This window comes from Ruminococcus sp. OA3 (assembly GCF_022440845.1).
Taxonomy (GTDB): Bacteria; Bacillota; Clostridia; order Lachnospirales; family Lachnospiraceae; genus Ruminococcus_G.
The window spans coordinates 2,015,706-2,040,323 of record NZ_JAKNTO010000001.1 but is presented as its reverse complement, the minus strand read 5'-3'; the positions used below and the strand labels follow the sequence as shown (position 1 = coordinate 2,040,323).

Below are 24,618 nucleotides of genomic sequence, written 5' to 3'. Positions count from 1 at the left end.
CTGACCTCCTTAGTATAAATACTCTTTGCCTTCCAGATAATCCGAAATTGTATGCACATCCTTGTCTCCGCGCCCGGACAGACACACGATGATGCTCTCATCCTTCGACATGTTTTTTGAAACTTTGAATACATGGGCAAGCGCATGTGCACTCTCGATCGCCGGAATAATTCCTTCCAGCCTGCACAGCTCCATCAGCGCATCCATCGCCTCCTGATCAGTCACGGACACATATTCCACTCTTTTCGTATCTTTCAGATATGCATGCTCAGGACCGACACCCGGGTAATCAAGACCGGCAGAAATGGAATGTGCCAGCTGCACGTTACCATTCTCATCCTGAAGAAGATATGACAGCATTCCATGCAGTGTCCCGGGCTTTCCAAGCGCCATCGCACTCGCGTGCCTGCCCGTCTCAATGCCGAGTCCCGCTGCTTCCACCCCGATCAGTTTCACATCCTGATCTTTGAGAAATTCTGCAAACATTCCGATGGAATTGGAGCCGCCTCCGACACATGCCATAACCATATTCGGAAGCTTCCCTTCTCTTTCCAGAAACTGCCGCTTTGCTTCCCGGCTGATAACACTCTGAAATGTTTTCACCATCCGGGGATACGGATGCGGTCCAACCGCTGATCCGATCACGTAAAAAGTATCCTCAGCCCTCTTTGCCCAGCTGCGGATTGCCTCATTCGTAGCATCCTTGAGCGTATTGCTCCCGGAGGTCACACTGACTACTTTGGCTCCGAGCATTTCCATGCGAAGGACATTCAGTTTCTGGCGCTCGATATCCTCCGCTCCCATATAAACCGTACACTCCATGCCGAACAGCGCCGCACCGGTGGCAGTTGCCACGCCGTGCTGACCCGCTCCCGTCTCAGCAATCACCTTTTTCTTTCCCATACGTCTGGCGAGCAGTATCTGCCCGATCACATTGTTGATCTTATGTGCTCCCGTATGATTCAGGTCCTCCCGTTTCAGATATATTTTAGGCCCGTATTTTTCCGTCAGGCGCTGTGCAAAATACAGCGGCGTTTCTCTTCCCACATACTCTTTCAGATAATACTCATACTCTTTCAAAAATTTCGGATCACTGATCGCCTCCTCAAACGCGTGTTCAAGCTCTGCAAGTGTATTCATCAGCGTCTCAGATACAAACTGTCCTCCGTACTGTCCGTAATACTTATCCATTCTTCCGCACCCTTTCCACAAAATTCCTGATTTTATCTTCGTCTTTTCCTTCTCCGTTTTTTCGTTCTACGTAAGAACTGACATCCACAATGTCCGGATCCATCGCTATGATCCCCTCCCTGACATTATCAGCAGTCAGTCCTCCTGCAAGCATCAGTTTTTTCCCGCCTCTGTCAAAGTTCTTCATCTCATTCCATTCAAACTTCTCACCGCTGCCGGCCACCGCCCCATCCAGCACATAGCCAATGATCTTATCGCTGTGCTCCGGCTGCACCTCATCCGGGTTGTGAACATTATAAGCCCGAAATACAGGCAGCCTTGTTGTGCTCAGCACTTCCCGGTTCAGCTCCCCGTGCACCTGGAGGATATCATACCCCATGTGCTCGATCATCTGCACCTGCTCTCTGGTCGGAGAGTCACAGACCGCAACCTTCTGAATCTGACTGCCGAGGGCAGCCGCCAGTTTCCAGGCGTTTTCCAGTGTATTATTTCTCCTGCTCTTATCACAAAACATCACGACACCGGCATAATCCACCTTGTATTTCAATACCAGCCTCACATCTCTCATCGTAGTCAGTCCGCATATTTTAATTTCCGGTATATTCATGTATCAGCAAACAACTCCTTCCATCTTCTTCCCAGCTCTTTCGGATGCCCGGACTCCATAAAAGCCCGCCCGATCAGCAGTGCGTCCACCTGACAGTCCTTCAGATACAGAATATCCGCCTCTTTCGACACGCCGCTCTCTGAAACAAAAATCCGGTCCTGAGGTACCATATCTGACAGACGTTTTGTCGTCTCCAGCCGGATGGTAAAGTCCTTCAGGTTTCTGTTATTAACGCCTATCACTCTTGTTCCGAGATTTAAAGCCCTCTGCATTTCATGTTCATCATGAACTTCCAGCAGAACATCAAGGGCGAGGCTTTCAGCAAGTTTATACAGTTCTTTCATCATATCATCATCCAGAATTGCAGCGATCAGCAGCACTGCGTCCGCACCGATGACCTTTGCCTCATATATCTGATACGGTTCAATGATAAAGTCTTTCCGTATCATCGGCAATTCACTCATCGATCTGACTTTCCGGAAGATTTCTGCACTGCCGTGAAAATAATCCTCCTCAGTCAGGCAGGAGATCGCATCCATCGCATCATTATACTGATCGATTCTGTCCAGCAGGTCGATCTTACTGTCGATAACCCCCATACTTGGCGAAGCCTTCTTGAACTCACCGATAATAGAAAGTCCCGGCCTGGCAAGGGCCTGATAAAAGAGATGTTCCTTTCGCTCTCCCTCTTCCACCAGCTTATGCGCCATCTGCCGCATCGTATCCTCATCTGTTTTCCTCTTTTGTTGTTTAAGCCGTAGCCGTTTCGCCTCAACAATTTCATCCAGTATCATCAGATCACCCCATTCACAAAATTTTCAATCAGTCGTTTTCCATGTTCTGTGTAAATTGATTCCGGGTGGAACTGCAGGCCCACCACAGCATGTTCTCTGTGTTTCATCGCCATGATCTCCCCATCATCTGCTGCAGCCAGTACCTTCAGACAGTCCGGAAGATTTTCCCCCAGTACTGCAAGTGAGTGATAACGTGCCACTTTAATCGGTGAATTGATTCCGGTAAAGATACTGCTCGCATCATGTGTGATCAGTGACTGTTTTCCATGGAACAGATTTTTAGCGTAAGAGACCGTCCCTCCGAGCGCCTCGCCAATGCACTGATGCCCCAGGCAGATGCCGAGTATCGGTTTTTTCCCCGTATACTCTCTGACTACATCCATACAGATTCCTGCCTCTTTTGGGTTCTTGGGACCGGGCGAAAGCACGATTTTTTCCGGATCCATAGATGCAATTTCCTGCAGTGTAATTTTATCATTTCTTACAACTTTAATATCCGGTGCGAAGATTCCCATATACTGATAAAGATTATACGTAAATGAGTCATAATTATCAATCAATAGTATCATAGGTGTTCCTCCTTTACCAATGTCTTCGCAAGTGCCATCACCTTGTTGCAGCATTCCGTATACTCCGATTCCGGAACAGAATCTGCTACGATTCCTGCCCCTGCCTGAAGATAGACTTTTTTCCCTTTTTTTATCATCGTCCGGATCGTGATACAGAAATCCATATTCCCGTTAAAATCAATGTAACCGACAGCACCGCCATAAAGGCCGCGCCTGGAATTCTCCAGCTCATCGATGATCTCCATCGCACGAATCTTAGGTGCGCCGCTCAAAGTACCTGCCGGAAGGAACGACGACGCCAGATCAAGCGGATGGTATTCTCCGTTTTTCTTCCCTTCAACCAGCGAAACCATATGCATTACATGCGAATAGTTCTGAACCTCCATAAACTGTGTCACCCTGACAGTCCCGAACTGCGCGATCCGTCCCATATCATTTCTGGCCAGATCCACAAGCATCACATGCTCTGCCTTTTCCTTCTCGTCTGCAAGCAGATTTTCTTTCAGTCGCTCATCCTCAGCCTCATCCTTTCCTCTCGGACGCGTGCCGGCGATCGGACAGGTATACACTTTATTATCCGTCTGCTTTACAAGCATCTCCGGTGAACTTCCGATTATCTCAAATTCGCCAAAATTAAAGTAATAAAGATACGGTGACGGGTTCAGGATCCGCAGTTCTTTATACAGATCCAGTCCGCTCCGCTTCGTCTCAATCGTCCAACGCTGCGAAAGTACCGTCTGAAAAATATGTCCTTCACGAATGTACTCTTTGATCTTTTCTACTTTTTCAGCATACTGCTTTCGTGAATCCGATTTTTTCTCCAGTACCCCGCTGTGATCATACGTGCACGGCACCTCTTTCATCTTCGCTCTTGCATCCGCCACGAGATTCTCGGCTTCCCGTTCTCCTTCCGTGCGTCCCTGCGCAGTGTCCTCCCTCAGGCAGACTCCTGTCAGAGTCTCCGCCACATGGTCGATCACAATATATTTCGTAGTCACCATGAACTGTACGGTCTCAATCCCGATCTCATCCGGATTTTCGTCCGGCAGTTCTTCTGAATATCTCACAAAGTCGTATCCCAGTGCCCCCACAAGTCCTCCGGTAAATGACAGTTCCCCATCATCTTTCGTGACCTGAAACTGATCATAATATGCCTTCAGCAGTTCAAGTGGATTTCCCTGCTGTGCGCTTGTGCTTCCGTCCCTGTATTCGATGACAATGCCGTCCTTGTCTGAACGGATGATTTCTTCCGGGTCCACTCCTATAAATGTATACCTGTCATAATTTTTGTCATAACTTTCGAGTAAAAATGCCTTTTTCCCTGCTGAAAGTCCCTCAAACAATGCGACACTGGATTCATTTACGATACTGACTGTTTTTCTGTACGCTCTCAATACTCGTTTCATTCTTTATTTCCTCCTGCTCTTAACATTCGGTCCGGGGGTGTTGTCGTGAGATGTCCTCTGTATATATAACAAAAAACGCCCCTGGCAAAAGCCAGGGACGACATATGCAAATACGCGTGGTACCACCCTAATTCAAGAATCCTTTGCCTTCCGGCAAAGACTCTCCTCTGACTCAGATACGGAAGTCCCCTTCGATATCCTTCCCCTGTAACGTGAGGACACGGCGTCAGCTACTGTAATTCACCTTGCATCTCCCAAACCCATTCCAGACATTTCCCCATGCCGGCTTCCACCATTACCGGCTCTCTGCAATGCTTCTGTTGTCTGTACTCTCTTTGTTCCTTGATTTTATCTTCTAATTTGTCTTAGTTTAGCACTTTACTGTAATACTGTCAATAGATCTTTTGTAAATCATTACGGATAGACGATCACCCTCGAAGCTTCCCTGCTGCGCATCAGCGCTATCCCTTCATTGATCTCCGAAAGCGGCAGTCTGTGGCTCACCAGCTCATCCAGGTCAAGTCTCCCCTCTGACAGCAATGAAAGTGCCGCCGGAAAATCTTTGCTTCTGGATCCCACAACCTGTATTTCTTTCACACAGAAATCTGCCGGCGCGATCTTTGATCTGGCCGACTTGTTAAATCCAAACAAAAGAATGCGGCCACCGCTGTTGATCATCTCCACCGCCTCTGGAAATATGGTTCCTGCACCGACAGCATCGATCACGGCATCCGGCTTCTGTCCCCATCTCTTCATCAGGATTTCCAGTATGCCTCCCTTTTGCGAATCTATCACGATTTCAGCCCCAAAATGCCTGGCCTCCTGTATTCGTCTTTCTCCCTTTGCACATACCGCAATATGTCTGATGCCAAGAGCCGCCAAAACCTTAATATACATCAGTCCAATCGGTCCGGCTCCGTACAGCAGAATATGTTCATCTGGCTTCGGCTGCAGTTTCGTGATACCGCCCATGATACAGGCCAGCGGTTCTGTCTGGGCCGCGGCATCCGCCGTAATCCCGTCAGGTACTTTATAAAGCTGGCTGCTCTCCACTACAAGATATTCTGCAAACCCTCCGTCACATGTCTGTCCGTAATGCGTGTTATGGTCACAGATTCCTTTATGTCCGTGTGTACATGCAAAACACGTTCCGCACGGTATGGCGGGATTGACCACGACAAGATCTCCGGTGACAAATCCACCCGCATTCTCACCGCATTCAATAATCTCACCGAAGAATTCATGGCCCATCACGATCCCCACCGGCAGATATTGAGCCGGAGGCACCATAAGTCCATGGAGATCACTGCCGCAGATGCTCGCCGCCTTGATTTTCACAAGGACCTGTGTCGGATATTTTATCACAGGGACAGGGATATCCTCTACGCTGAGGATTCCATTTCCTTTAAATACTGCTGCACGCATTGTTTTCATGTCACACTTCCTCCCGTTTTCTTTATATTGTAGCACGAAACAACTTATTTTTCTTTTGATTTCGTGTACAATACCGGACTTAAAAAAGGGACGGCTGGAATCAGATATTTTCCGATTCCGGCCGTCTGCCAGTTCTATTTCCGTTCTCTATAGCCCATCCGGTACCTAAATACCATCATAAAGTCCGCTCGCCTCAAGCTTTCGGATCGCCTCCACAACAACAGGCTTGTCTTCTTTATAAGTGACCCCGTACCATTTATCCGGTGATTTCAGTACCTGAACGGTCGCAGCCCTTTCTTTCAGAAGCTCACCTACTACGGAAGGGAGAAAATATTCTCCTTTCATGGGATTTTCTTTCAATGTGTTTTCCAGAAATTTTGGAAAACGCCTGCGCAGTTCAATCAGAAAACTCTCTGTAAATCCCCAGAGGTTCATGGATACTGTCGCATCATTCGCAAGTTCTGTCCAGGTCTCCCCGTCATCCTCCGTATATGCCGCACCGTCGCCGTGTTTTTCAATCCTGGTCCGTTCCTGTATGCCGGTAAGAAATCCGCTCTCGTCGGTCTCACATACGCCGCGTGCCACATGCCCGTTTTCAGTCAGAGTATTCTCCAGATGGTAACCGACCATGGCATACCGGTATGTCCCGTTGTCATCATGCGTCGTCAGATATTTATAAATCATGGAGAACGCCTTGCTTCCGTAATAATCATCAGCATTGATCACAGCAAACGGCCCGTTGATCTCATTTGCAGCGCTCAAAACCGCGTGTCCGGTTCCCCAGGGTTTCACGCGTCCTTTGGGAACCTGTATTCCGTCCGGGAGATTCGTCAGCTCCTGATAAACGTATGCCACTTTCATTTTCTTTGCCACACGGTCACCGATCGTCTCCCTGAAATCTGTTTCATTCTCTTTTTTAATAATAAAAATTACTTTTTCAAATCCGGCTTTTCTCGCATCGTGAATCGAAAAATCCATAATGATATGTCCCCGGTCATCGACCGGATCAATCTGTTTCAGCCCGCCATATCGGCTGCCCATTCCGGCTGCCATAATTACCAGTACCGGTTTCTTCATACGTCCATCCTCCGAAAATTCAATTATCCTCTTCCTGCATCGTGTAAATCTGACGTTTTCTAGCCATCTCGTCACTTGCAAGATATTCATCGTAAGTCGTAATCTTGTCGATCAGAACGCCACCCGGTACAATCTCCATGATACGGTTTGCCGTTGTCTCCACAAACTGATGGTCATGTGATGCAAAAAGGATAACTCCCGGGAACTTGATCAGCCCGTTATTCAGTGCCGTGATTGCCTCCATATCCAGATGGTTCGTCGGTTCATCCAAAATCAGTACATTGGAGCCTGAGATCATCATCTTGGAAAGCAGGCATCTGACTTTCTCTCCTCCGGACAGAACCTTAACTTTTTTCACCCCGTCTTCGCCCGCGAACAGCATACGTCCGAGAAAGCCGCGCACATACGTTGCATCCTTGATCTCCGAATACTGTGTCAGCCAGTCTGCGATCGTCAGATCATTGTCAAATTCCTGTGTGCTGTCTTTCGGAAAATACGCCTGACTGGTGGTAACACCCCATTTGTACGTCCCCTCATCCGGCTCGATTTCTCCCATCAGTATGCGAAACAGTGTTGTCTTGGCCAGCTCATTGCCGCCGACAAATGCCACTTTATCATTGCGCCCCAGAGTAAAAGTGATATTATCCAGTATCTTCTCTCCGTCGAGCGTTTTTGACAGTCCTTCCACCATCAGAACCTCATTTCCGATCTCACGGTTCGGGCGGAAATCAATATACGGGTATTTACGGCTGGACGGACGGATATCATCCAGCTGAATTTTTTCCAGCGCACGTTTACGTGAAGTCGCCTGTTTTGACTTGGATGCGTTTGCAGAGAACCTGGAGATAAATTCCTGCAGCTCCTTGATCTTCTCTTCCTTCTTTTTGTTGGCCTCCTTCATCTGTTTTACCAGCAGCTGGCTGGACTCGAACCAGAAATCATAATTTCCGGCATACAGCTGGATCTTGCCATAGTCAATGTCTGCCGTATGTGTGCAGACCTTATTCAGGAAATAACGGTCATGGGAGACCACGATAACCGTATTGTTAAAATTGATCAGGAACTCCTCCAGCCATGCGATAGCATCCAGATCCAGATGGTTCGTCGGCTCATCGAGCAGAAGGATATCTGGATTTCCAAATAATGCCTGTGCAAGCAGTACCTTGACTTTCTGGCTTCCCGTCAGGTCTGACATCATCGAATCATGCAATTCTGTCTCAATGCCAAGCCCATTCAGCAGCTGAGCCGCGTCGGATTCAGCCTCCCAGCCGTCCATCTCCGCAAACTCACCTTCCAGCTCGCTTGCACGGATTCCGTCCTCGTCCGTAAAATCCTCTTTGGCGTAGATCGCTTCTTTTTCTTTCATGATTTCATACAGACGGGCATTTCCCATAATGACGGTATCCAGTACCGGATAGGCATCGTATTTAAAATGATCCTGCTGCAGGAAAGAGAGACGCTGTCCCGGCGTGATGGTGATATCCCCCTTTGTCGTCTCCAGCTGACCGGAAAGAATCTTCAAAAATGTCGATTTTCCGGCACCGTTGGCTCCAATCAGCCCATAACAATTGCCTTCTGTGAATTTGATATTCACATCTTCAAAAAGCGCTTTCTTTCCTATTCTAAGAGTTACATTACTTGCTGCTATCATGTTCGTATTTACCTCATTTTTCTAAACTGACTAAATTTTTTCCAATGAATGTATTCTGACACAGCAAAAACAGGTTGTCAAGCATTTAGGCAACCTGCTTTGCTTATATTTTTATTTGGGTGGGTCCTGATTTTATATGCCGGTGCTGTTACCGGTCAATTTCTACCCAGATATTTCCCTTCCGATCACTCTCAACACACGCCTCTACAAACCGAAGTCCCTCCACACCGTCTTTCACATCAGCATATGTATATCGCGGATCTGGTTTTTCACCATTGTATCTGGCGATCAATGTCTGGCAGTACCCGCGATACATATTTGCAAACGCCTCATAATAACCTTCGATCACGCCCGCGCAGATTCTGGATTGTGCCTGCGCCGAGTCATACAGAAAGCTCCTTTGTGTCGTGTACAGCTGCGGCGGTTCATCCAGCTTCGTCACCCGTAGTGTGGAGGGCATATCATGATTCCATTCGATTGATCCTTTATCTCCGTAAATCCTTATCAGCACTGCACACTCACGCCCGATTGCTATCTGCGACGTCCAGAAGAATCCTTTTACACCGTTTTCATACTCCAGCATAATCTGCGAATCGTTGTCAATCTGCATCGTCTCCGGTATCTTGTTCAGCCGTGCAAGCACTTTTTGAATCTTCAGCCCGGTCATTTTATACACCGCATATTCCAGATGTGAACCGATGTCCGCTGTGGCGCCCGAGATGCCGGAGATTTTCGGATCCGTCCGCCACATCGCCTGGTCGGAATCTTCGCCGGCGAGCGCCACAGCCAGCCAGTCCTGCGGATACTCCGCCATGATCAGTTTCACATCACCGATCTCACCATTTGCTATCATCTGTCTCGCCTGTTCGATGATCGTATAATACCCATAGGTGAACGTCACGCCAAACTGAAGATTCTTTTCCCGCGCCAGACGCTTTAATTCCTGTCCCTCCTGCGAACTCATCGCAAGTGGCTTGTCGCACATCACATGGAATCCATGTTCCAGAAAACATTTTGCAATCGCATAATGTGTATTGTTCGGCGTCGCAATCGTGACGAAATCAATCCGGTCTTCCCGTCTGCTCTCTTCCTCCGCCATCGTCAGGTAATCCGGATAAATCCTGTCCCGGCTGACGCCCCATTTTTGCCCGCATTTTCTGTTTTCACTCTCGTTTCTGGTGAAACAGCCAGCCTTCAATTCGGCCAGATCATCAAACTCGGCGCCGTGACGGTGCACGTCACCGATAAAGGCTCCGTTCCCGCCGCCGATTATTCCGAATTTCAGTTTCATTGCACACCCCTTTTCCTCCTCTTACCGTTCAAGGTCTACCCACGCGTTGTTGTTTTCATTGCTCTTAACACATGCCTCGATAAACCTCATGCTGAGCAATCCGTCTTCGATCGTCGGAAAATGCAGTTCCTCCGGTCTTCTGCCTTCCTTTAACAACTTCAAATCTCCGCAGAAGTTTTGGAAAATATTTGCAAACGCCTCGTAGAATCCCTCCGGATGTCCTGCCGGAAGCCTGGCAAGTCTTCCCGCCTCTTCTCCCAGATAATTCCTTCCGCAGACCAACGTCTGCGACGGCTGGTTCAGAGGGTGGTAAATCAAACGGCTCGGATTCAAATGGCTCCACTCCAGAGACCCTCTGCTGCCAAACACCCGCAGTGCGATTCCGCAGTCGTTCCCTGCCGCCGCGATCGATGCCCACATCAGCCCCTGAATCTGATTTTCATAGTCGATCATCACCTGTGACTCCGTCTCCAGCGGAAGATTTCTCGGATACGTCTGAAAGCGTGCCAGTATCCTGCGCGGCTTCGCGCCCGTCACATACCGCATCAGATATTCCAGGTGTGTGCCGATATGTGCCGTACATCCCGCTTTCCCTGTTTTTTCCGGGTCCATCAGCCAGTCACTCATCACATCCGTGTCATCCGGCGTCAGGATCCAGTCCTGGGGATATTCTGCAACAATACTGAAGAGTTCTCCCAGCATACCCTCCCGGATCATTCTCCTTGCCTCCTGCAGGATGGCATAGTTTGCATACGTATAGCAGACACCGAACAGCAGTCCCCGTTCTTCCGCCAGACTGCAGAGTTCCTCCGCCTGTACGCTGTCCAGCGCCACAGGTTTATCACAGATCACATGAATGCCATGTTCCAGAAATGTCCTTGCAATCTCATAATGGGTAACGTTCGGCGTCGCGATGGATATAAAATCCACACCGTCCTCTCGATTTCCTTCTGCCTCCGCCATCTCCTGGAAAGATGAATACGTCCGCTCCGGCGTCACCCCCCACAGGGCGCCCGTCTGCCGATTGGCTTCCTGTTTTCTGGAAAAACATCCGGCACTCAGTTCGCAGGCAAAATCAAAGTCTGCCGCTCTTCTGTGCACCCCGCCGATAAATCCTCCGTTCCCTCCCCCGATCAGTCCGTATCTAAGCTTCATTTTCCACCTCCTTTTCTCTCCTTCATTCCGGATAGACAATGATTTTCGTCGCCTCTTTGCTTCTCATCATGTCAATCCCTTTTTCGATATCTGCCAGACGTATCTCATGCGAAATGATGTCCTCCAGTCTCAACGCCGGATGCTTCATCATCTCAAGTGCCGGCGGAAAACTGTTTTTCGTACTCAAAGTCGCACAGACCGTCAGTTCCTTCTGATTGATATCACCCGGCCGTATGGTAGATTTCTGCGTCATATTCTGGCCGAAGATAAGAATCCTTCCACCGCATTTCATGACGTCCACTGCCTGTTCCAGCACCGCACCGGCGCCCACAGCGTCGACCGCCAGGTCACAGTACTCCCCCCATGTTTCCACCATCCAGTCGCACAGGGAAATCTCAGCCGGATTCAACACATGATCCGCCCCACACTTTATCGCTTCCCTCTGTCGGTTCTCATCCATTTCACAGACTGCGACATTCATGACACCAAAGCATTTCAGCAGTTTAATAAAAATCAGCCCGATCGCACCGGCACCAAATACCATCACCTTTTCATGTGGCATCGGATTAGCCCGCATCATGCCGTTCATCACACACGCAAGCGGTTCGGCAAGTGCCGCCACCCGGTCTGAAATACCTTCCGGCACCCTATGCAGCTGACTTTGCGGGGCCACACAGTATTCAGCAAATCCGCCATTCTTCCACTGCCCCATATTCTGGGCATTCCTGCAGAGATTCTCTCTCCCGCTCCTGCATTCCGGGCAGATACCGCAGCGGATATTTGGTTCGATCACGACACGCATTCCCACATCAAACTGTATAACCGCTTCACCGATTTCCACAATTTCCGCCACAAACTCATGTCCCATGACTGTGCCCGGATCGCCCCGCTGACCGGGAGGTACACTCAAAATATGCAGATCACTCCCGCAGATGCTTGCCGCCTTCACTCTCACCAGAACCTCGTTGGGATATCTGATCTCAGGAGTCTGTACCTCCTCCACGGACAAGATTCCATTGCCTTTAAAAACTGCAGCTTTCATCACCTGTTCTCCCCTTTGTCTTTTTTAGTTATAGAAATCCGGTTTCTCGATCATATCAATCTTTACAACGCTGTCAGTCAGCCGGGCCTTTGTGCACGCTTCGGCAACAATAGCCGTAACATAACCATCCCATGCAGTCGGACAGCCGCTTAAATCATCCTTTAACACACAGCTAACCCATTCCTTCATCTCCGTCTCATATGCTTCCTCGAAGCGTTTTGCCCAGCCGGAACAGATCTCATAAGTGCGCCCGCCGTTTTTTCGGAAAATGGCGTTTGCCGGATCCGGCAACCGTACAGTCCCCTCCTCACCGACCACCTCACACTGAATATCATATCCGTAGCGGCAGTTCATATAGATTTCCAGATCAATATGGATTCCGGATCTTGTTTTCAAAATCACCATCTGCGGATCGACCAGATCCTCATCCGCATGTTTCGTACTCTTCGGACAGATCAGCTGTGCTGTCTCGTACTCATCATTCACCAGCCATCTTGTAATGTCAAATTCGTGTACCAGCGCGCCGTTTACCGACATTTCAGTGGTATGTTTCTCACCGGTAGGCGCAGCATTGCGGTGCTGTGCATGGACAAGCAGTGGTTCTCCAAGTTCTCTGTCCTCAATGGCTGCTTTCATCTGCCGGTAGCCTTTGTCATATCTCCTCATAAAACCTACCATCAGCAGCTTTTTCCCGCCTGCAATTTCTGCATCCATAATATTTTTACAGCCCTGTGATGTATTTGACAGCGGCTTCTCACAGAATACGTGTTTTCCTGCCCTGATCGCAGACACCACAAATTCTTCGTGTGTCCTGTCCCATGTCGTTACGATAACGGCATCCACATCCTGCGCGTTGATCAGTGCATGTGGATCCTTCTCACAGCGGACCCCATACAGCTGTGCCACCGCAAACGCCGACTCATCAGAAATATCATTAACGGCAACCACCTTTGCATCCGGGATGCAGGTTGCAATCCGCTCCACATGCGCCCGGCCGATTCCGCCGGTCCCTATCACTCCAACTCTGAGCATCGTACCATCTCCTTTTTCTATCCCAGTGTATTTGCCAGGATTCTCTCCTGCGTCATCATCTCTTTCTGCGTGATCTCCAAGGAAACGCAGCCTTTTCTCATAACGTAGATTCTGTCACTCATTCCAATTAGTTCCGGCAGCTCCGATGAAATCATCAGGATTGCCACACCCTGCCTGGCTATATTATCAATGATCTGATAGATCTCCGCTTTCGCATTGACATCGATCCCCCTGGTCGGTTCATCCAGCATCAGAAGATCCGGTTTACTGGTCAGCCACTTGGAAAACAATACTTTCTGCTGGTTTCCGCCGCTGAGTGTGCTCACAAGCTGATCCATACTGCGGCATATGACATTCAGTTCCTTGATTCCGGCTGCTGCTATCTCTTTTTCCATCTTCACATTGATGACATGATTTTTAAACAGCTGCGGCAGTGATGCAAGTGTGATGTTTTCCTTAATATTTTTGTCTGTGATCAGCCCGTCAATTTTCCGGTCCTCCGACAGATAAGCCATCCCCATCTCAATTGATTTAGACGGTGAAGCATTCGTATAATCTTTGCCCTTATAGATCACACGGCCGCCAAAGACCGGGCGGTCGCCAAATACACTCCTGGCCAGTTCGCTTCTGCCCGATCCCACCAGACCTCCAAGACCTACGATCTCCCCCCGGTTTACGACCAGATCCACTGGTTTGGTATTTGGTGAAATTTTTACACCTTCCAGCCTCAGGACTTCCTGATCCGTGACCTGATGAGTACAGTCAAACATATTTCCGATCGTACGGCCAACCATCAGTTTTACAATATTATCATAGTCAAAATCATCCATGGAGAGCGTCTTAACAGACTTCCCGTCTCGCAGCACCGTGATACGGTCCCCGATCTCCCTCAGTTCGTCAAAGCGATGTGAGATATAGATGATGCTGATCCCATCTCTCTTCATCTGCCTGATCAATTTAAACAGATGGTCGATCTCTTTCTGGGTAAGACTGGCTGTCGGCTCATCCATGATAATAATCTTCGACTTATAAGACATCGCCTTGACGATCTCCACCACCTGCTGACGCGCCGTGGACAGATCACGGATCATGGTCCTGGGATCAATGTCTTCGTATCCGAAGAAATCCAGGTACTCTCTGCTCTTTTGGTAAATCGTCTGATGGTCAACGAGACCGTTTTTTACGGGTTCTCTGCCCAGAAAAATGTTATGTGCTATATCCAGATTCAGACAGAGATTTAACTCCTGATGGATAAATGCAACTCCCTTTTCCCGTGCCTCTTTCGGGCCCCTCACTTCATACTTTTCATCGTTCAGCATTACAGTGCCCTCATCTGGAGGAATGATGCCTCCGATCACTTTCATCAGAGTCGACTTCCCGGCACCATTTTCTCCAACGATCACATGCACCTCGCCTTCCTGCAGGTCAAAATCTACATCCTCCAGAATTTTGACAGATGTATTCCGGATCGCTTTTCCATATTCATCGAAGATATATTTCGTGATGCCCTCCATCTTCAAAATTGTTTTTCCCATTTATTACCTTACCTCCTGTGCCGCACTCGCTGCGGCTTAATTCAGGGATGGGTGAAAGTTTTCTTTCAACCTTACCTCCTGTACCGCACTCGCTGCGGCTTAATTCAGGTTCCTACTGCAGAATCCGGTTTTTCAGATTTTCAAAAACAATTGCTGCAAGGATAATAATACTTAAGATCGCCGTATACATATAGTAGTTGACTCCCAGCAGACCCAGGCAGTTTTCAACAATATAGATGGTCATCACACCGAGTACAGAGCCCCAGGCGCTTCCCACTCCCCCGAACAGACTTGCTCCTCCCAGAATCGCCGCCGTTATCACCTGAAATGTAAACTCTGTTCCTCCCAGCGTCGGAACACAGTTGTTGACCCTGGTCGCCATAAGCACCGCCGCAAGTGCGGAACAGACTCCGCATGTTACATAAGCCATTACCGTCACATATCCTGCCTTAATACCGCTCAGCCGGCTTGCCTTAATATTGAGTCCGACGGACATCAGAGTCCGTCCATATGTAGATTTATGAAGCACAAACCAGCATATTAATACTACTGCAGCCGCGATGTAGACCATGCTGGAAATACCCAGAAATTTTGCCCTGGCAATCGCCAGTACATTTTCCGGCAGATTAGTGATCGCACTGCCGTTGCTGATGATCTGTGCAATACCAAAAATAATATATCCAGTTCCCAATGTCACGATAAATGCAGGAATCTTTACAATCTGAACAAGCAATCCATTAACCAGTCCGCATATGCCACCGATGATCAGAGTCAGTATAAGAGCCACAATAACCGGAAGCTGCATCTTGATCGCAAACATGCCGAACATGTAACTGCAGAATCCCAGAGTATACCCTACAGAAAGGTCGATCCCCCCCGTCATCAGTACAAACGTCATACCGAGACAGGAGATTGCCGGAATGGCCGACTGTGTCACGATATTCAGATTGTTGTCCAGATTTGCAAAATTCTTTACAAAGATCATGCCTGCCAGCCATATGAACAGGAAGATGATCACATTCCCTCTGTTTTTCACAAACTCTCTGATTATTTTGTTTTTTTCGGGTGCAGCATTTGCACCACCAGCTGTATCGGTCATATGATGTCACCTCCTGTTTAAAATACCTTTGCTGCTTCAAGTTCTTTGTTACGGTTATAGACACTGATTCCGACAACGATGATGATCGCTGCACCGATCGCCAGGTTCTGGAAATAAGGATGGATTCCCAGCATATCCAGCGCATTTCTGAGAAAACCAATGATCAGAGCCCCCAGCACCGACATCCAGGCTTTTCCCTCACCGCCCAGCATACTGACTCCACCGATCACCGACGCGGCAACCGCATCCAGCTGATAGGTGGACCCCTGTGTGGGGTGCACGGTATTCATCTGCGCACTCAGCAGAATGCCCGCAAGCGCGGCATACAGGCCGCAAAGCGCAAACGAAAAAACCTTTACTTTATCCACATTGACGCCTTCCATCTTCAGCGTCGTCTCATTGCCGCCCAGCGCATAAATATGTTTTCCCATTCTGGTGTTTTTGAGGATGACTGTTGTTACGCCGAGGAAGACAAGCATAATATAGGTGTTTACCGGTATCCCCAGTATCAGAGTATTTCCGATCGCCTGATAGGAGGCCGGCATACCGCTGATGGAACGCCCCTGTCCGATCACGAGTGCCATCCCCAGAGTGATCTGGCCTGTTACATATGTGGCGATAAATGCCGGTATTTTTATCTTTGAAACCAGCAGCCCGTTCAGCACACCGATTACCAGACCGACAGCCATTCCGATCAGGATCGCCAGCAGAACAGGAAAGCCCGAAAGCATGAGCATGCCGCTGATCATGGCGCAGAATGCCATCACGCCTCCCGTTCCCAGGTCAATTCCCTTGATGATCAATACCAGTGTCATTGCCAGTGCACAGATTGCAATGGTCGAGCTCTGCCGCGTCACATTCATAATATTATTGAAGGTAAAATAGTTAGGGATAAAACTTCCTGCAATAATAAACGCCGCCACCACAACCAGGATAAAAATATACTTTTTCTTAAACCTTACTTTTTTCACGGTGAGCCTCCTGCCTTTTCTGATTCAATGCCTTTTAAAACGTTCGAGCCATAGAGGCTATGGCTCGAAATACGATACCACGGATTGTTCCTCACAATGTGCTCACACAATCCAATGCTTTAATAAGCGATCTCTCTGGACTCTTCAATATTATCAGGATTCATAAAGAAGTATCCTGAATCAATAAATTTATCAAGAGATTCCGGATCCGTCTCCCCGCTCAGGATACTGAGCAGAGTTTCCGCAGATTTTTGTCCGATCACGCCCGGATACTGCGCTACAACGCCGTAGCAGGTACCCGCTTCGATTGCATCAAGGGCAGAGATATTGCCGTCTACAGAGATCACGCAGACATCATCCCCTGTTTTCCCTTTGTTCTGATATGCGCTGATCACGCCTGAGAGCATACCGTCCGAGCACAGGAATATGCCTTTTGTATCCGGGTTGGCAGTCAGCATGTTTTCTGTTACCTGCATAGCCACATCACTCTGCCATTCGCCGCTCTGCTCATTAACCAGAGTTACCGGACTTCCATCCAGGCCGTCTGTGAATCCCTGTGCACGGAGTTCTCCTCCCATCGCACCGGATGCACCTCGCACCATCACGACCTCACCTTCACCTATTTTATCGATCATCTGCTTTGCTGCTTCCTGACCGATCTTATAGTTGTCGGATCCAACGTAAGTAGCATACAGATCCTCATGCCCTTCATCGATTGCCGCATCCGCGATAATGACAGGAATCCCGGCGGCCTTAGCTTTCTCTAATGCCGGAATCACTGCACTTCCGTCCATCGGTGCCACGATCAGTCCATCAACATTTTTATTGATCGCATTCTCAATATTCTCCACCTGTTTGGCAACCGCAAGCTCGTCCCCTGAGAGGATCAGTTCAAAATGATAGCCTGCCGCCTCCACGGCTTTCTGTGCCTCTTCCGCCATAACCCGCTGGAATTCATTGTTGGTGATCGTCTTCGTACTGAATACAATCGTACCTTTGGAGCTTCCGGCGTCACCGGATTTCTCCCCTGCATTGTCAGACGCCGCCTTGTCTGCCGGTGCTTCCGCACTGTTTCCGGAATCCCCCAAGCCGCTGTCACCTGCCGGTGAACTCTGCTGTGTGGTACACGCCATCAGTCCAACCGCCATAGCCCCCGCCAATAAAACCGCCAACATCTTTTTCATTTTCAAATCTCCTTTCTCTCCTGTTTTGTTTTATCTTCTTATAATGAACAGGTTCTTCAGTTTCTGCCCTTGACCCGGTTGATTGCGTTCAGCATCGCAATAATATTTTCAACCGGTACGTTCGGCATCAGTTCCTGGGATGGTGCAATGATCAGTCCGCCGTCTTTTCCCAGAACATCAATGACACGAAGTGTCTCATCATACACTTTCTCCGGCCGTTCGAAAGTCAGCAGCTGCTGTGTATCGATTCCGCCATAGAAGCAGAGATCCTTTCCATATTCTCTCTGCAGAAATTCAAAGTCCATACATGCCTGTACCGGTTCCAGAACATCGAGCCCGATATCGATCAGATCCGGTATGTAGTCTGTCACATTTCCACAGGTATGCATCTGTATCGGAAGCCCTGCGTCTTTGTAAACAGCAAACAGCCTCTTCAGATGTGGTTTGATCATCTTCTGAAACATGGGGACGGATAAAAACGTTGTGATCTGTGTCCCCAGATCATCTCCGTGGTGTGCCATCTCAAATCCCCGCTTCACACACTCCTTTGCAATCTCAACTTTATAATCGGTGATCTTTTCCATCAATGCATATGCCAGGTCCGGCTCAGTCACCAGCAATGCCATAAAATCTTCGAACCCCACCAGATTAAAAGAACGCTCGAATATCCCGCAGTACCCGTTTACGAATACGAGATAATCTTTACCGTACTGATCTTTCTCTTCCATTGCAAACCCGAAAAGGTTGTCCATGTCATCCAGCGACGGGGGACTCCATCTTTCCAGCATCTCCTCATCCAGATCGGCCAGAGGATGTCCGTAATTGAAAAATCCACTCGGTGCATAGATATCAAATTCCATCTCCCAACGGTCCCAGACACGGTTTGTCTTCCAGTCAATTCTGGCACATCCGTGCTTCGCAGCCAGTTTTGTTTTATCCACATCTCCGCAATACCAGCAGACAACATCGTCCATCTGACACGTCATATGATAATGATTATCAAGATATTCATCAAACTCATCCCATGTCTGAAATCCCATGGCATCCACAACTTTTTGTTTGCCCGTTCCCGTTGCAAAAGCTATCTGGCTCGGCAGATATGAGATGTCTTTTCTTTTGATCACATCCAGGGTCCGCTCTGCTTTCGTTTTTCCCATTTGTCAATCCTCCCTTGACCGTTTTAATTTGTACCCTTTTTAGATTTGTATTATATGTTGTCCGTTTTGTATTTTGCTTTTTATCTTTTCTGTTTTTAATTGTATTTTATTTGTATATTTTTGTCAACATTTTTATCTGTTTTTGCACTTTTTTGTATATATTCTATAAGCTTTATTTTGTAATTTTGTATATTTTTTTGAGTTTTTTTATTATTATTAGATTTATGCCGGGATTTTTTGTATTTAAGATTTTTTGCTTGTATTTAATTTGTATTTATTTTGTACTCTTATTGATTTTTTTACGTACCAATTGTATAATAAAGTAGAAAATATATGTATATTAATTAAGAACAGAGGTGTGTGATGGCAAAATATTTGCAGGTCTCGGATTGGATCTTATCCAATATTACCGAAAACAATTTAAAACAGGGAGATAATATTCCCCCGGAGCTTCAGCTCTCTCAGACGCTTCACGTCAGCCGCCAGACTGTGCGGAAGGCTATTGAACATCTGGCCTCCAAAGGTATACTGACAACGATCCAGGGAAGCGGGACTTATGTAGCACATCCGCCGAAAATCCATACTGTCCCCGTCTCCTCACAGAATATCGCAGTTATTACAACATACCTGGATTCCTATATTTTTCCACAGAAAATCAGCGCTATCTATGACGCTCTTGCCAGGGCCGGATTCCTTATGAATCTCCTGGGCACCAACAACAGCGCGGAGACAGAACATTACGTTCTTTCCTCACTGCTGGACAAGGATTTTGCAGGGATCATACTGGAGCCGAGCAGAACGACCCTTCCAAGAATCCAGCCGGAATTATACCGGCAGCTGAAGGAAACCTTTCCTATCGTATTGATCGACTGTAATTACAGTGACATCAATCTGCCGCGTATCGCACTGGATGACAGGGAGGGAGGATATCTTGCCACAAAGCATTTGCTGGAACACGGGCACCATGATATTATGCATATAGGAAAACTTGACGATCTTCAGGGTATTTACCGCTACCAGGGGTATCTGCGTGCGCTTCAGGAATACCAGATGATTCCCCGCGAAACTAATGTGCTCTGGTATACCAACGAAACTTCCCCTTCCATGTTTCTTGATGTACAGGAAGAGCGGGTTTTGGCATGCCTTGAAAATCACTCAGCCATCTTCTGCTATAATGACCTTATGGCATCCGCACTGCTGGCCTTTCTTCAGGATCACGGTATCCGGGTCCCGGATGATATGTCGGTTATCGGATACGATGACTCTCCGCTGGCACGACAGGGAACTCAGCTTACCACCATTGTGCATCCGAGCGTGGAGATTGGGCTGAAAACGGCAGAAAATCTTGTAAAATTGATACACGATCCTACTTTTGACGCAAATTATACGTTTACCCCAAAACTGGTGGAACGTGATACCGTAAAAGACCACATTTAAACTGGAGGCGATACCATGAAACCTATCGGAGAAGCCGGAATCCTGGACCCATCGGATCTTTATATTAATTTTCCATCAGCATTTGCCAGAAAAAACCTCTTTTTCCTGGACAGATGCGGACATTATTTTTTAAACAGGCACTATCTTATTTCACGCAGTGCGCCGACAGAAATACGTTTTCTCATACTCTATGTAGTAAAAGGCAGCCTGTCTCTGATCGTGGGCTCCAAAGATTATACGATCACTGAAAATGAAATTGCTGTTGTTGACACACGGAAATATCATATCTATGCATCTAACGAACTTACGGAAATGTACTGGATCGGATTCGACGGCTGCTCTTCTGATGAACTGGTGACAGAAATCTGCCGTTACGGACATGTCTATGTTCCCATTAATCTGACACGCACATATGACCTGCTCCGCGAAATCCTGAATGGCTTTCGGGATCAGGCTCCTCTGTGTGAGGAGCTGACTTCCAGTTATATCCACATGATTCTGTCCGATATTCTGATGCGGACAAAAATGAAAAAAAATGCCAGAGAATCCATTATTAGTGAGATCATGAATTATATCCAGATTCACTATCAGGAGTCTCTGACATTGACCGGGCTGGCCGATATCGCCTGCCTGAATCCCAGTTATTTTTCCACAAAATTCAAGGAGGAGACCGGAATCTCCCCCAAAGAATATATTTTGAACACCCGTCTGAATGCCGCTAAAATCCTGCTGTCGGACACAGGTCTCACGATCCGCCAGGTTGCCGTCAGTACCGGATTTCAAAATGACGCTTATTTTTCTTATTATTTTCGCAAAAAGCTGGGAATGTCCCCCAGCGAGTACCGCCAGGCGCATTGAACATTATGCCGCACACAGCATTGAAATCCCCTGCATGATACCGGTCAGGCCAAGGCTGTACAGAAAGATGGAGAACGGCTTGCCCAGAAGTATGATAAGCACAAATTTGCCCAGCCTCATCTCTGTGAGTCCAGCCAGATAACAAAGCAGATCGTCCGGAGCCACAGGGAAGAAAATAGCTGCCGCAAATGCCTTATCGAATTTCTTCCCTTTCTCGAGCCATCCGATATATTTATCATACGTTTTTTCTTTAAAGACCGTCATGATCATCGGTTTCCCATATCGTTTCGATAACAGGAAAACAATGATGGAACCAATGCAGATTCCCGTATAATTATAGACAAACCCCCAGAAAGGGCCAAACATCAGTACGCCTCCCAGACATCCGATTGCTCCCGGAAGGATCGGCACTACAACCTGAACGACCTGTATCGCCGTGAATATGATCGGCGCAAAAATTCCAAATCCGTCCAGAAACATCTGCAGTGACTCCTCGGATGTGAAAATCCGCCTGTCAATGCCATATATGATAAATGCGGCGGTCCCGATCAGTCCCAGGACCACAACTGCATTCATGCAGTATGCCGTATATTTTTTCTCCATTGTTTCCTCCAATACCGCACCTGCTGCGACTCAGTTCAGAGATGCTTTTTTCTCCGCTTTTCCTGCAATGAGACTCAGATAATACTGTCTCCATAACTGCGCTACATGTTCTCTGCTGTAGAACTTGTGCCCGGCAAACGACTGGTGTGCAGCCTCCATGTAAAATCCCGGCTCCATGCTCAGACGTTTCAACAGAATTTTAAACTCTCTGTCAGTATTTCCTTTTAACACATAATCAAACAGGATTGGCTGATAAATTTCAAGATCCCTCACCACAATCGGAAGACCGCAGTTCATAGCCTCCAGAATCGTCATCGGAAATAATTCTTCATAGGAAGCCAAAAACATGACATCAGCCATATTGTAAATATCGTTCATACGCTCCCGCTCCACCATCCCAAGAAACCTGACATTATCCGGCAGGCTTTTCAGCGCTTTATTGATCTCATCATACCCGTCTGAAATTTTCCCAAAGGAAAAGCCTCCTGCCCATACAAACTGGATTTCGGGCATACTCTGCGCAATGCGGATAAAATCCATGACTCCCTTTCTTTTCTGAAGCTGGCCTGCACTCAAAACTGTGAATCTTTCTTCATCAAGCCCATATGCCCTGCGCACCTCACGGCGTCTTTGCATCGGCAGCGGGCAAAATCTCTCCTCCGACACCACGTTCGGTATATATGTTATCTTTTCCCTCGGCACACCATACTTTTGAAGTGCATCAATAAAATAAGGATTGACTGTCACCAGATGGTCCATACGCTTATAAAATGCGATCATATACCTATAGAACAGTTTTCTGACAAGTCCGGGAAGACGTATACTGTTTTCCACAGTCTCAGGAAGAAAATGAACGTATCCCACGGTCGTACCCTTCTTCTTATGAAAGGGAACCGCCGCCAGAAATTCCGGATTAATGGAATGATAATGCGTGATATCGCTTGTCTCCCTCGCATTTTCCACCACCTCAAAACTATCGCCAAGCATATCCCTGACAAGAGAGACCTGTTCATCATGCGCGGACAGTACACCGTGTCCTTTTGCCGCATCTGCCTTTGACATCATATTGATTTTGTACATTTTCTTCCTCCTCTCACTGTTCTGAACGTCACCACACGGTATAACTCCCGTCCCAGCCCTGCGGTCGTCTGCCCGACAGTATGTTTGTAAATCTGTTCTATGCTGTCTCCAAAGTTTTCTGTGGAATAACGCTTTGCAGATTTCACCGCACACAGAGCCATCTCTTTCCGATGTTCATCGTCGTCCAGAAGACATTCAAGATATTTCTCAAATTCCTCATAATCCTGATACTGATATCCATTGCAGCCATTCTCTATCACCTGTGTCAGACATTCATCTTTTCTGCAGAGCGCGGGAATTGCATTGGCAAGCGCCTCAATATACGTAAGCCCCTGCGTCTCACTGTTGGAGGCGCTGACAAAAACGTCGCCCAGCCTGTAATAATCGCCCACCTCCTGAGGCTTTACCATGCCTGCGAACACCACCTGCTCCTGCATTTTAAGACGCGCCGTCTCATGTTCCAGTTCTTCGCGGCACGGTCCGTCTCCCACGATAAGATACGTTATATCACTGCGGTCCGTTTTTTTGATATACTGCAAGATCTCCTTAATATTTTTTTCACGTGCAAGTCTTCCGACACTCACGATCACTTTATTCTCCTTAGGTATTCCAAGCTGTTTTCTCAGCTGTTCCTGACGCACTTTGTCCGGCACGGCCTGGTATTTTCTGATGTTAATCCCGGTCGGCACAACCGAGACCGGCGTTTCCACTCCGTACGTCTTCAACAGACTGCGGACTTTTTCAGTCGGTGCCACTACCGCGTCAACCTTCGAGAGCAGCCGGCGGCTCCATACGGAAATCACCTTTCTCCCAACTGTCACTGACGGTGAAAAATAATGGGTGTAATCTTCATACACCGTGTGATACGTGTGAACGATCGGGCATCTGCAGTTTCTGGAAATCTTCAGGGCACATAAAAATGTCGTAAATTCACACTGCGTATGTATGATATCCGGTCTCCACTGAATCAGTTCTTTTAAATATTGATTCCTCGATGATATGGATGCCCTTGCATCGGGATAAATCTTTCCGATTCCAAATGATCTCAGATAATATACGTTTTCACGTCTGCGCTGCTTACCGTCTTTTGCCAGTGTCAGTACCCGTACTTCATGTCCTCGTTCTTCCATCTCCTTCTTCAGATTCAAAACGGAAGTCACCACTCCGTTAACCGCCGGTGCATACCAGTCTGTCGTAATCAGTATTTTCATCGGATTCCCTCCTGTCCGCATATTTATCTTTCTGTTATAACTAAAGTCTAACATTCCTCTGCTCTGCCAGCCATCGATTTACCTGACATTAATCTTACATTTTTGTAATATCTCCGTGTTTCTTTTCTCTTTCAGAATAATATGGCCCACTTAAGAAATAACACCGAAATTTCTTAAGTTTTCTTTAAAACGATTATCTGTTAAAATAAAGTATCAGAACAATAAGGAGTGAAG

The 24,618-nt window shown here is 47.6% G+C and carries 22 protein-coding genes and 1 other annotated feature; of the genes, 2 read left to right on the top strand and 20 right to left on the bottom strand.

Annotated elements, in window-relative coordinates:
* Positions 1–9: 9 nt before the first annotated feature.
* The 17 genes from trpB to MCG98_RS09155 all read right to left on the bottom strand — a co-directional run bounded on the left by trpB (position 10) and on the right by MCG98_RS09155 (position 19,195).
* Entirely contained in the window at positions 10–1,191 is a 1,182-nt protein-coding gene (gene trpB, locus MCG98_RS09235; protein ID WP_240301712.1) for a tryptophan synthase subunit beta, read from the bottom strand.
* Positions 1,184–1,798: a phosphoribosylanthranilate isomerase gene (locus MCG98_RS09230; RefSeq protein WP_240301711.1), complete on the bottom strand. Its 615-nt coding sequence runs from the start codon at positions 1,796–1,798 to the stop codon at positions 1,184–1,186. Before MCG98_RS09230 ends, trpB begins: the two co-directional genes overlap by 8 nt.
* Positions 1,795–2,592, bottom strand: coding sequence for an indole-3-glycerol phosphate synthase TrpC (gene trpC / locus MCG98_RS09225; RefSeq protein WP_240301710.1), 798 nt, complete (start codon positions 2,590–2,592; stop codon positions 1,795–1,797). Before trpC ends, MCG98_RS09230 begins: the two co-directional genes overlap by 4 nt.
* Positions 2,592–3,161 carry an aminodeoxychorismate/anthranilate synthase component II gene (locus MCG98_RS09220; protein WP_240301709.1) on the bottom strand — a complete coding sequence of 190 codons (570 nt, stop codon included), beginning with the start codon at positions 3,159–3,161 and terminating at the stop codon, positions 2,592–2,594. The genes trpC and MCG98_RS09220 overlap by 1 nt, the downstream gene beginning before the upstream one ends.
* Complete coding sequence (trpE, locus tag MCG98_RS09215) at positions 3,158–4,567, bottom strand: anthranilate synthase component I (RefSeq protein ID WP_240301708.1); 1,410 nt, start codon at positions 4,565–4,567, stop codon at positions 3,158–3,160. The genes MCG98_RS09220 and trpE overlap by 4 nt, the downstream gene beginning before the upstream one ends.
* 90 nt (positions 4,568–4,657) lie before the next feature.
* Positions 4,658–4,919 (bottom strand) — a binding site (T-box leader).
* A 62-nt stretch (positions 4,920–4,981) separates the two neighbouring features.
* Positions 4,982–6,001, bottom strand: coding sequence for an alcohol dehydrogenase catalytic domain-containing protein (locus tag MCG98_RS09210; RefSeq protein WP_240301707.1), 1,020 nt, complete (start codon positions 5,999–6,001; stop codon positions 4,982–4,984).
* 165 nt (positions 6,002–6,166) lie between these two features.
* Positions 6,167–7,078, bottom strand: a complete 912-nt coding sequence (locus MCG98_RS09205; protein WP_240301706.1) for a sugar phosphate nucleotidyltransferase — start codon at positions 7,076–7,078, stop codon at positions 6,167–6,169.
* A gap of 19 nt (positions 7,079–7,097) precedes the next feature.
* Positions 7,098–8,729 carry an ATP-binding cassette domain-containing protein gene (locus MCG98_RS09200; RefSeq protein ID WP_240301705.1) on the bottom strand — a complete coding sequence of 544 codons (1,632 nt, stop codon included), beginning with the start codon at positions 8,727–8,729 and terminating at the stop codon, positions 7,098–7,100.
* 148 nt (positions 8,730–8,877) lie between these two features.
* Positions 8,878–10,020: a Gfo/Idh/MocA family oxidoreductase gene (locus tag MCG98_RS09195; protein ID WP_240301704.1), complete on the bottom strand. Its 1,143-nt coding sequence runs from the start codon at positions 10,018–10,020 to the stop codon at positions 8,878–8,880.
* A gap of 21 nt (positions 10,021–10,041) precedes the next feature.
* Complete coding sequence (locus MCG98_RS09190; RefSeq protein WP_240301703.1) at positions 10,042–11,175, bottom strand: Gfo/Idh/MocA family oxidoreductase; 1,134 nt, start codon at positions 11,173–11,175, stop codon at positions 10,042–10,044.
* Between the two features lie 22 nt (positions 11,176–11,197).
* Entirely contained in the window at positions 11,198–12,217 is a 1,020-nt protein-coding gene (locus MCG98_RS09185; protein WP_240301702.1) for an alcohol dehydrogenase catalytic domain-containing protein, read from the bottom strand.
* Between the two features lie 24 nt (positions 12,218–12,241).
* Positions 12,242–13,249: a Gfo/Idh/MocA family oxidoreductase gene (locus tag MCG98_RS09180; RefSeq protein ID WP_240301701.1), complete on the bottom strand. Its 1,008-nt coding sequence runs from the start codon at positions 13,247–13,249 to the stop codon at positions 12,242–12,244.
* Positions 13,250–13,266: 17 nt separating this feature from the next.
* Complete coding sequence (locus tag MCG98_RS09175) at positions 13,267–14,784, bottom strand: sugar ABC transporter ATP-binding protein (RefSeq protein ID WP_240301700.1); 1,518 nt, start codon at positions 14,782–14,784, stop codon at positions 13,267–13,269.
* A gap of 112 nt (positions 14,785–14,896) precedes the next feature.
* Positions 14,897–15,883: an ABC transporter permease gene (locus MCG98_RS09170; protein WP_240301699.1), complete on the bottom strand. Its 987-nt coding sequence runs from the start codon at positions 15,881–15,883 to the stop codon at positions 14,897–14,899.
* 17 nt (positions 15,884–15,900) lie between these two features.
* Positions 15,901–16,854 carry an ABC transporter permease gene (locus MCG98_RS09165; RefSeq protein ID WP_240301698.1) on the bottom strand — a complete coding sequence of 318 codons (954 nt, stop codon included), beginning with the start codon at positions 16,852–16,854 and terminating at the stop codon, positions 15,901–15,903.
* A 119-nt stretch (positions 16,855–16,973) separates the two neighbouring features.
* Positions 16,974–18,038 (bottom strand): sugar ABC transporter substrate-binding protein, encoded by a 1,065-nt coding sequence (locus MCG98_RS09160; protein ID WP_240301697.1) that lies wholly within the window; start codon positions 18,036–18,038, stop codon positions 16,974–16,976.
* A gap of 56 nt (positions 18,039–18,094) precedes the next feature.
* Complete coding sequence (locus MCG98_RS09155) at positions 18,095–19,195, bottom strand: uroporphyrinogen decarboxylase family protein (RefSeq protein ID WP_240301696.1); 1,101 nt, start codon at positions 19,193–19,195, stop codon at positions 18,095–18,097.
* Between the two features lie 363 nt (positions 19,196–19,558).
* Here MCG98_RS09155 and MCG98_RS09150 point away from each other — a divergent pair, with 363 nt between their 5' ends.
* Positions 19,559–20,632 (top strand): GntR family transcriptional regulator, encoded by a 1,074-nt coding sequence (locus MCG98_RS09150; RefSeq protein ID WP_240301695.1) that lies wholly within the window; start codon positions 19,559–19,561, stop codon positions 20,630–20,632.
* A 15-nt stretch (positions 20,633–20,647) separates the two neighbouring features.
* A complete protein-coding gene (locus MCG98_RS09145) occupies positions 20,648–21,490 on the top strand; it encodes an AraC family transcriptional regulator (protein ID WP_240301694.1) in 843 nt (280 codons plus the stop codon).
* 3 nt (positions 21,491–21,493) lie between these two features.
* On the opposite strand, the gene MCG98_RS09140 is transcribed toward MCG98_RS09145, so the two are convergent.
* Genes MCG98_RS09140 through MCG98_RS09130 form a run of 3 tightly spaced genes read right to left on the bottom strand, consistent with a single transcriptional unit; the run spans position 21,494 to position 24,384 of the window.
* A complete protein-coding gene (locus tag MCG98_RS09140; RefSeq protein WP_240301693.1) occupies positions 21,494–22,093 on the bottom strand; it encodes a TVP38/TMEM64 family protein in 600 nt (199 codons plus the stop codon).
* 30 nt (positions 22,094–22,123) lie between these two features.
* The gene (locus tag MCG98_RS09135) at positions 22,124–23,173 is read right to left on the bottom strand and encodes a glycosyltransferase family 4 protein (RefSeq protein WP_240301692.1); all 1,050 of its coding nucleotides are present in this window, start codon (positions 23,171–23,173) and stop codon (positions 22,124–22,126) included.
* Entirely contained in the window at positions 23,155–24,384 is a 1,230-nt protein-coding gene (locus MCG98_RS09130) for a glycosyltransferase family 4 protein (RefSeq protein WP_240301691.1), read from the bottom strand. The genes MCG98_RS09135 and MCG98_RS09130 overlap by 19 nt, the downstream gene beginning before the upstream one ends.
* Positions 24,385–24,618 lie beyond the last annotated feature (234 nt).

Coding starts and splice junctions, on each gene's coding strand:
- MCG98_RS09130 (WP_240301691.1), bottom strand. CDS start 24,384: ATGAAAATACTGATTACGACAGACTGGTATGCACCGGCGGTTAACGGA.
- MCG98_RS09180 (WP_240301701.1), bottom strand. CDS start 13,249: ATGCTCAGAGTTGGAGTGATAGGGACCGGCGGAATCGGCCGGGCGCAT.
- MCG98_RS09210 (WP_240301707.1), bottom strand. CDS start 6,001: ATGAAAACAATGCGTGCAGCAGTATTTAAAGGAAATGGAATCCTCAGC.
- MCG98_RS09135 (WP_240301692.1), bottom strand. CDS start 23,173: ATGTACAAAATCAATATGATGTCAAAGGCAGATGCGGCAAAAGGACAC.
- MCG98_RS09175 (WP_240301700.1), bottom strand. CDS start 14,784: ATGGGAAAAACAATTTTGAAGATGGAGGGCATCACGAAATATATCTTC.
- MCG98_RS09200 (WP_240301705.1), bottom strand. CDS start 8,729: ATGATAGCAGCAAGTAATGTAACTCTTAGAATAGGAAAGAAAGCGCTT.
- MCG98_RS09190 (WP_240301703.1), bottom strand. CDS start 11,175: ATGAAGCTTAGATACGGACTGATCGGGGGAGGGAACGGAGGATTTATC.
- MCG98_RS09185 (WP_240301702.1), bottom strand. CDS start 12,217: ATGAAAGCTGCAGTTTTTAAAGGCAATGGAATCTTGTCCGTGGAGGAG.
- MCG98_RS09205 (WP_240301706.1), bottom strand. CDS start 7,078: ATGAAGAAACCGGTACTGGTAATTATGGCAGCCGGAATGGGCAGCCGA.
- MCG98_RS09220 (WP_240301709.1), bottom strand. CDS start 3,161: ATGATACTATTGATTGATAATTATGACTCATTTACGTATAATCTTTAT.
- MCG98_RS09150 (WP_240301695.1), top strand. CDS start 19,559: ATGGCAAAATATTTGCAGGTCTCGGATTGGATCTTATCCAATATTACC.
- MCG98_RS09140 (WP_240301693.1), bottom strand. CDS start 22,093: ATGGAGAAAAAATATACGGCATACTGCATGAATGCAGTTGTGGTCCTG.
- MCG98_RS09195 (WP_240301704.1), bottom strand. CDS start 10,020: ATGAAACTGAAATTCGGAATAATCGGCGGCGGGAACGGAGCCTTTATC.
- MCG98_RS09155 (WP_240301696.1), bottom strand. CDS start 19,195: ATGGGAAAAACGAAAGCAGAGCGGACCCTGGATGTGATCAAAAGAAAA.
- trpE (WP_240301708.1), bottom strand. CDS start 4,567: ATGAAACGAGTATTGAGAGCGTACAGAAAAACAGTCAGTATCGTAAAT.
- MCG98_RS09145 (WP_240301694.1), top strand. CDS start 20,648: ATGAAACCTATCGGAGAAGCCGGAATCCTGGACCCATCGGATCTTTAT.
- trpB (WP_240301712.1), bottom strand. CDS start 1,191: ATGGATAAGTATTACGGACAGTACGGAGGACAGTTTGTATCTGAGACG.
- MCG98_RS09230 (WP_240301711.1), bottom strand. CDS start 1,798: ATGAATATACCGGAAATTAAAATATGCGGACTGACTACGATGAGAGAT.
- trpC (WP_240301710.1), bottom strand. CDS start 2,592: ATGATACTGGATGAAATTGTTGAGGCGAAACGGCTACGGCTTAAACAA.
- MCG98_RS09160 (WP_240301697.1), bottom strand. CDS start 18,038: ATGAAAAAGATGTTGGCGGTTTTATTGGCGGGGGCTATGGCGGTTGGA.
- MCG98_RS09170 (WP_240301699.1), bottom strand. CDS start 15,883: ATGACCGATACAGCTGGTGGTGCAAATGCTGCACCCGAAAAAAACAAA.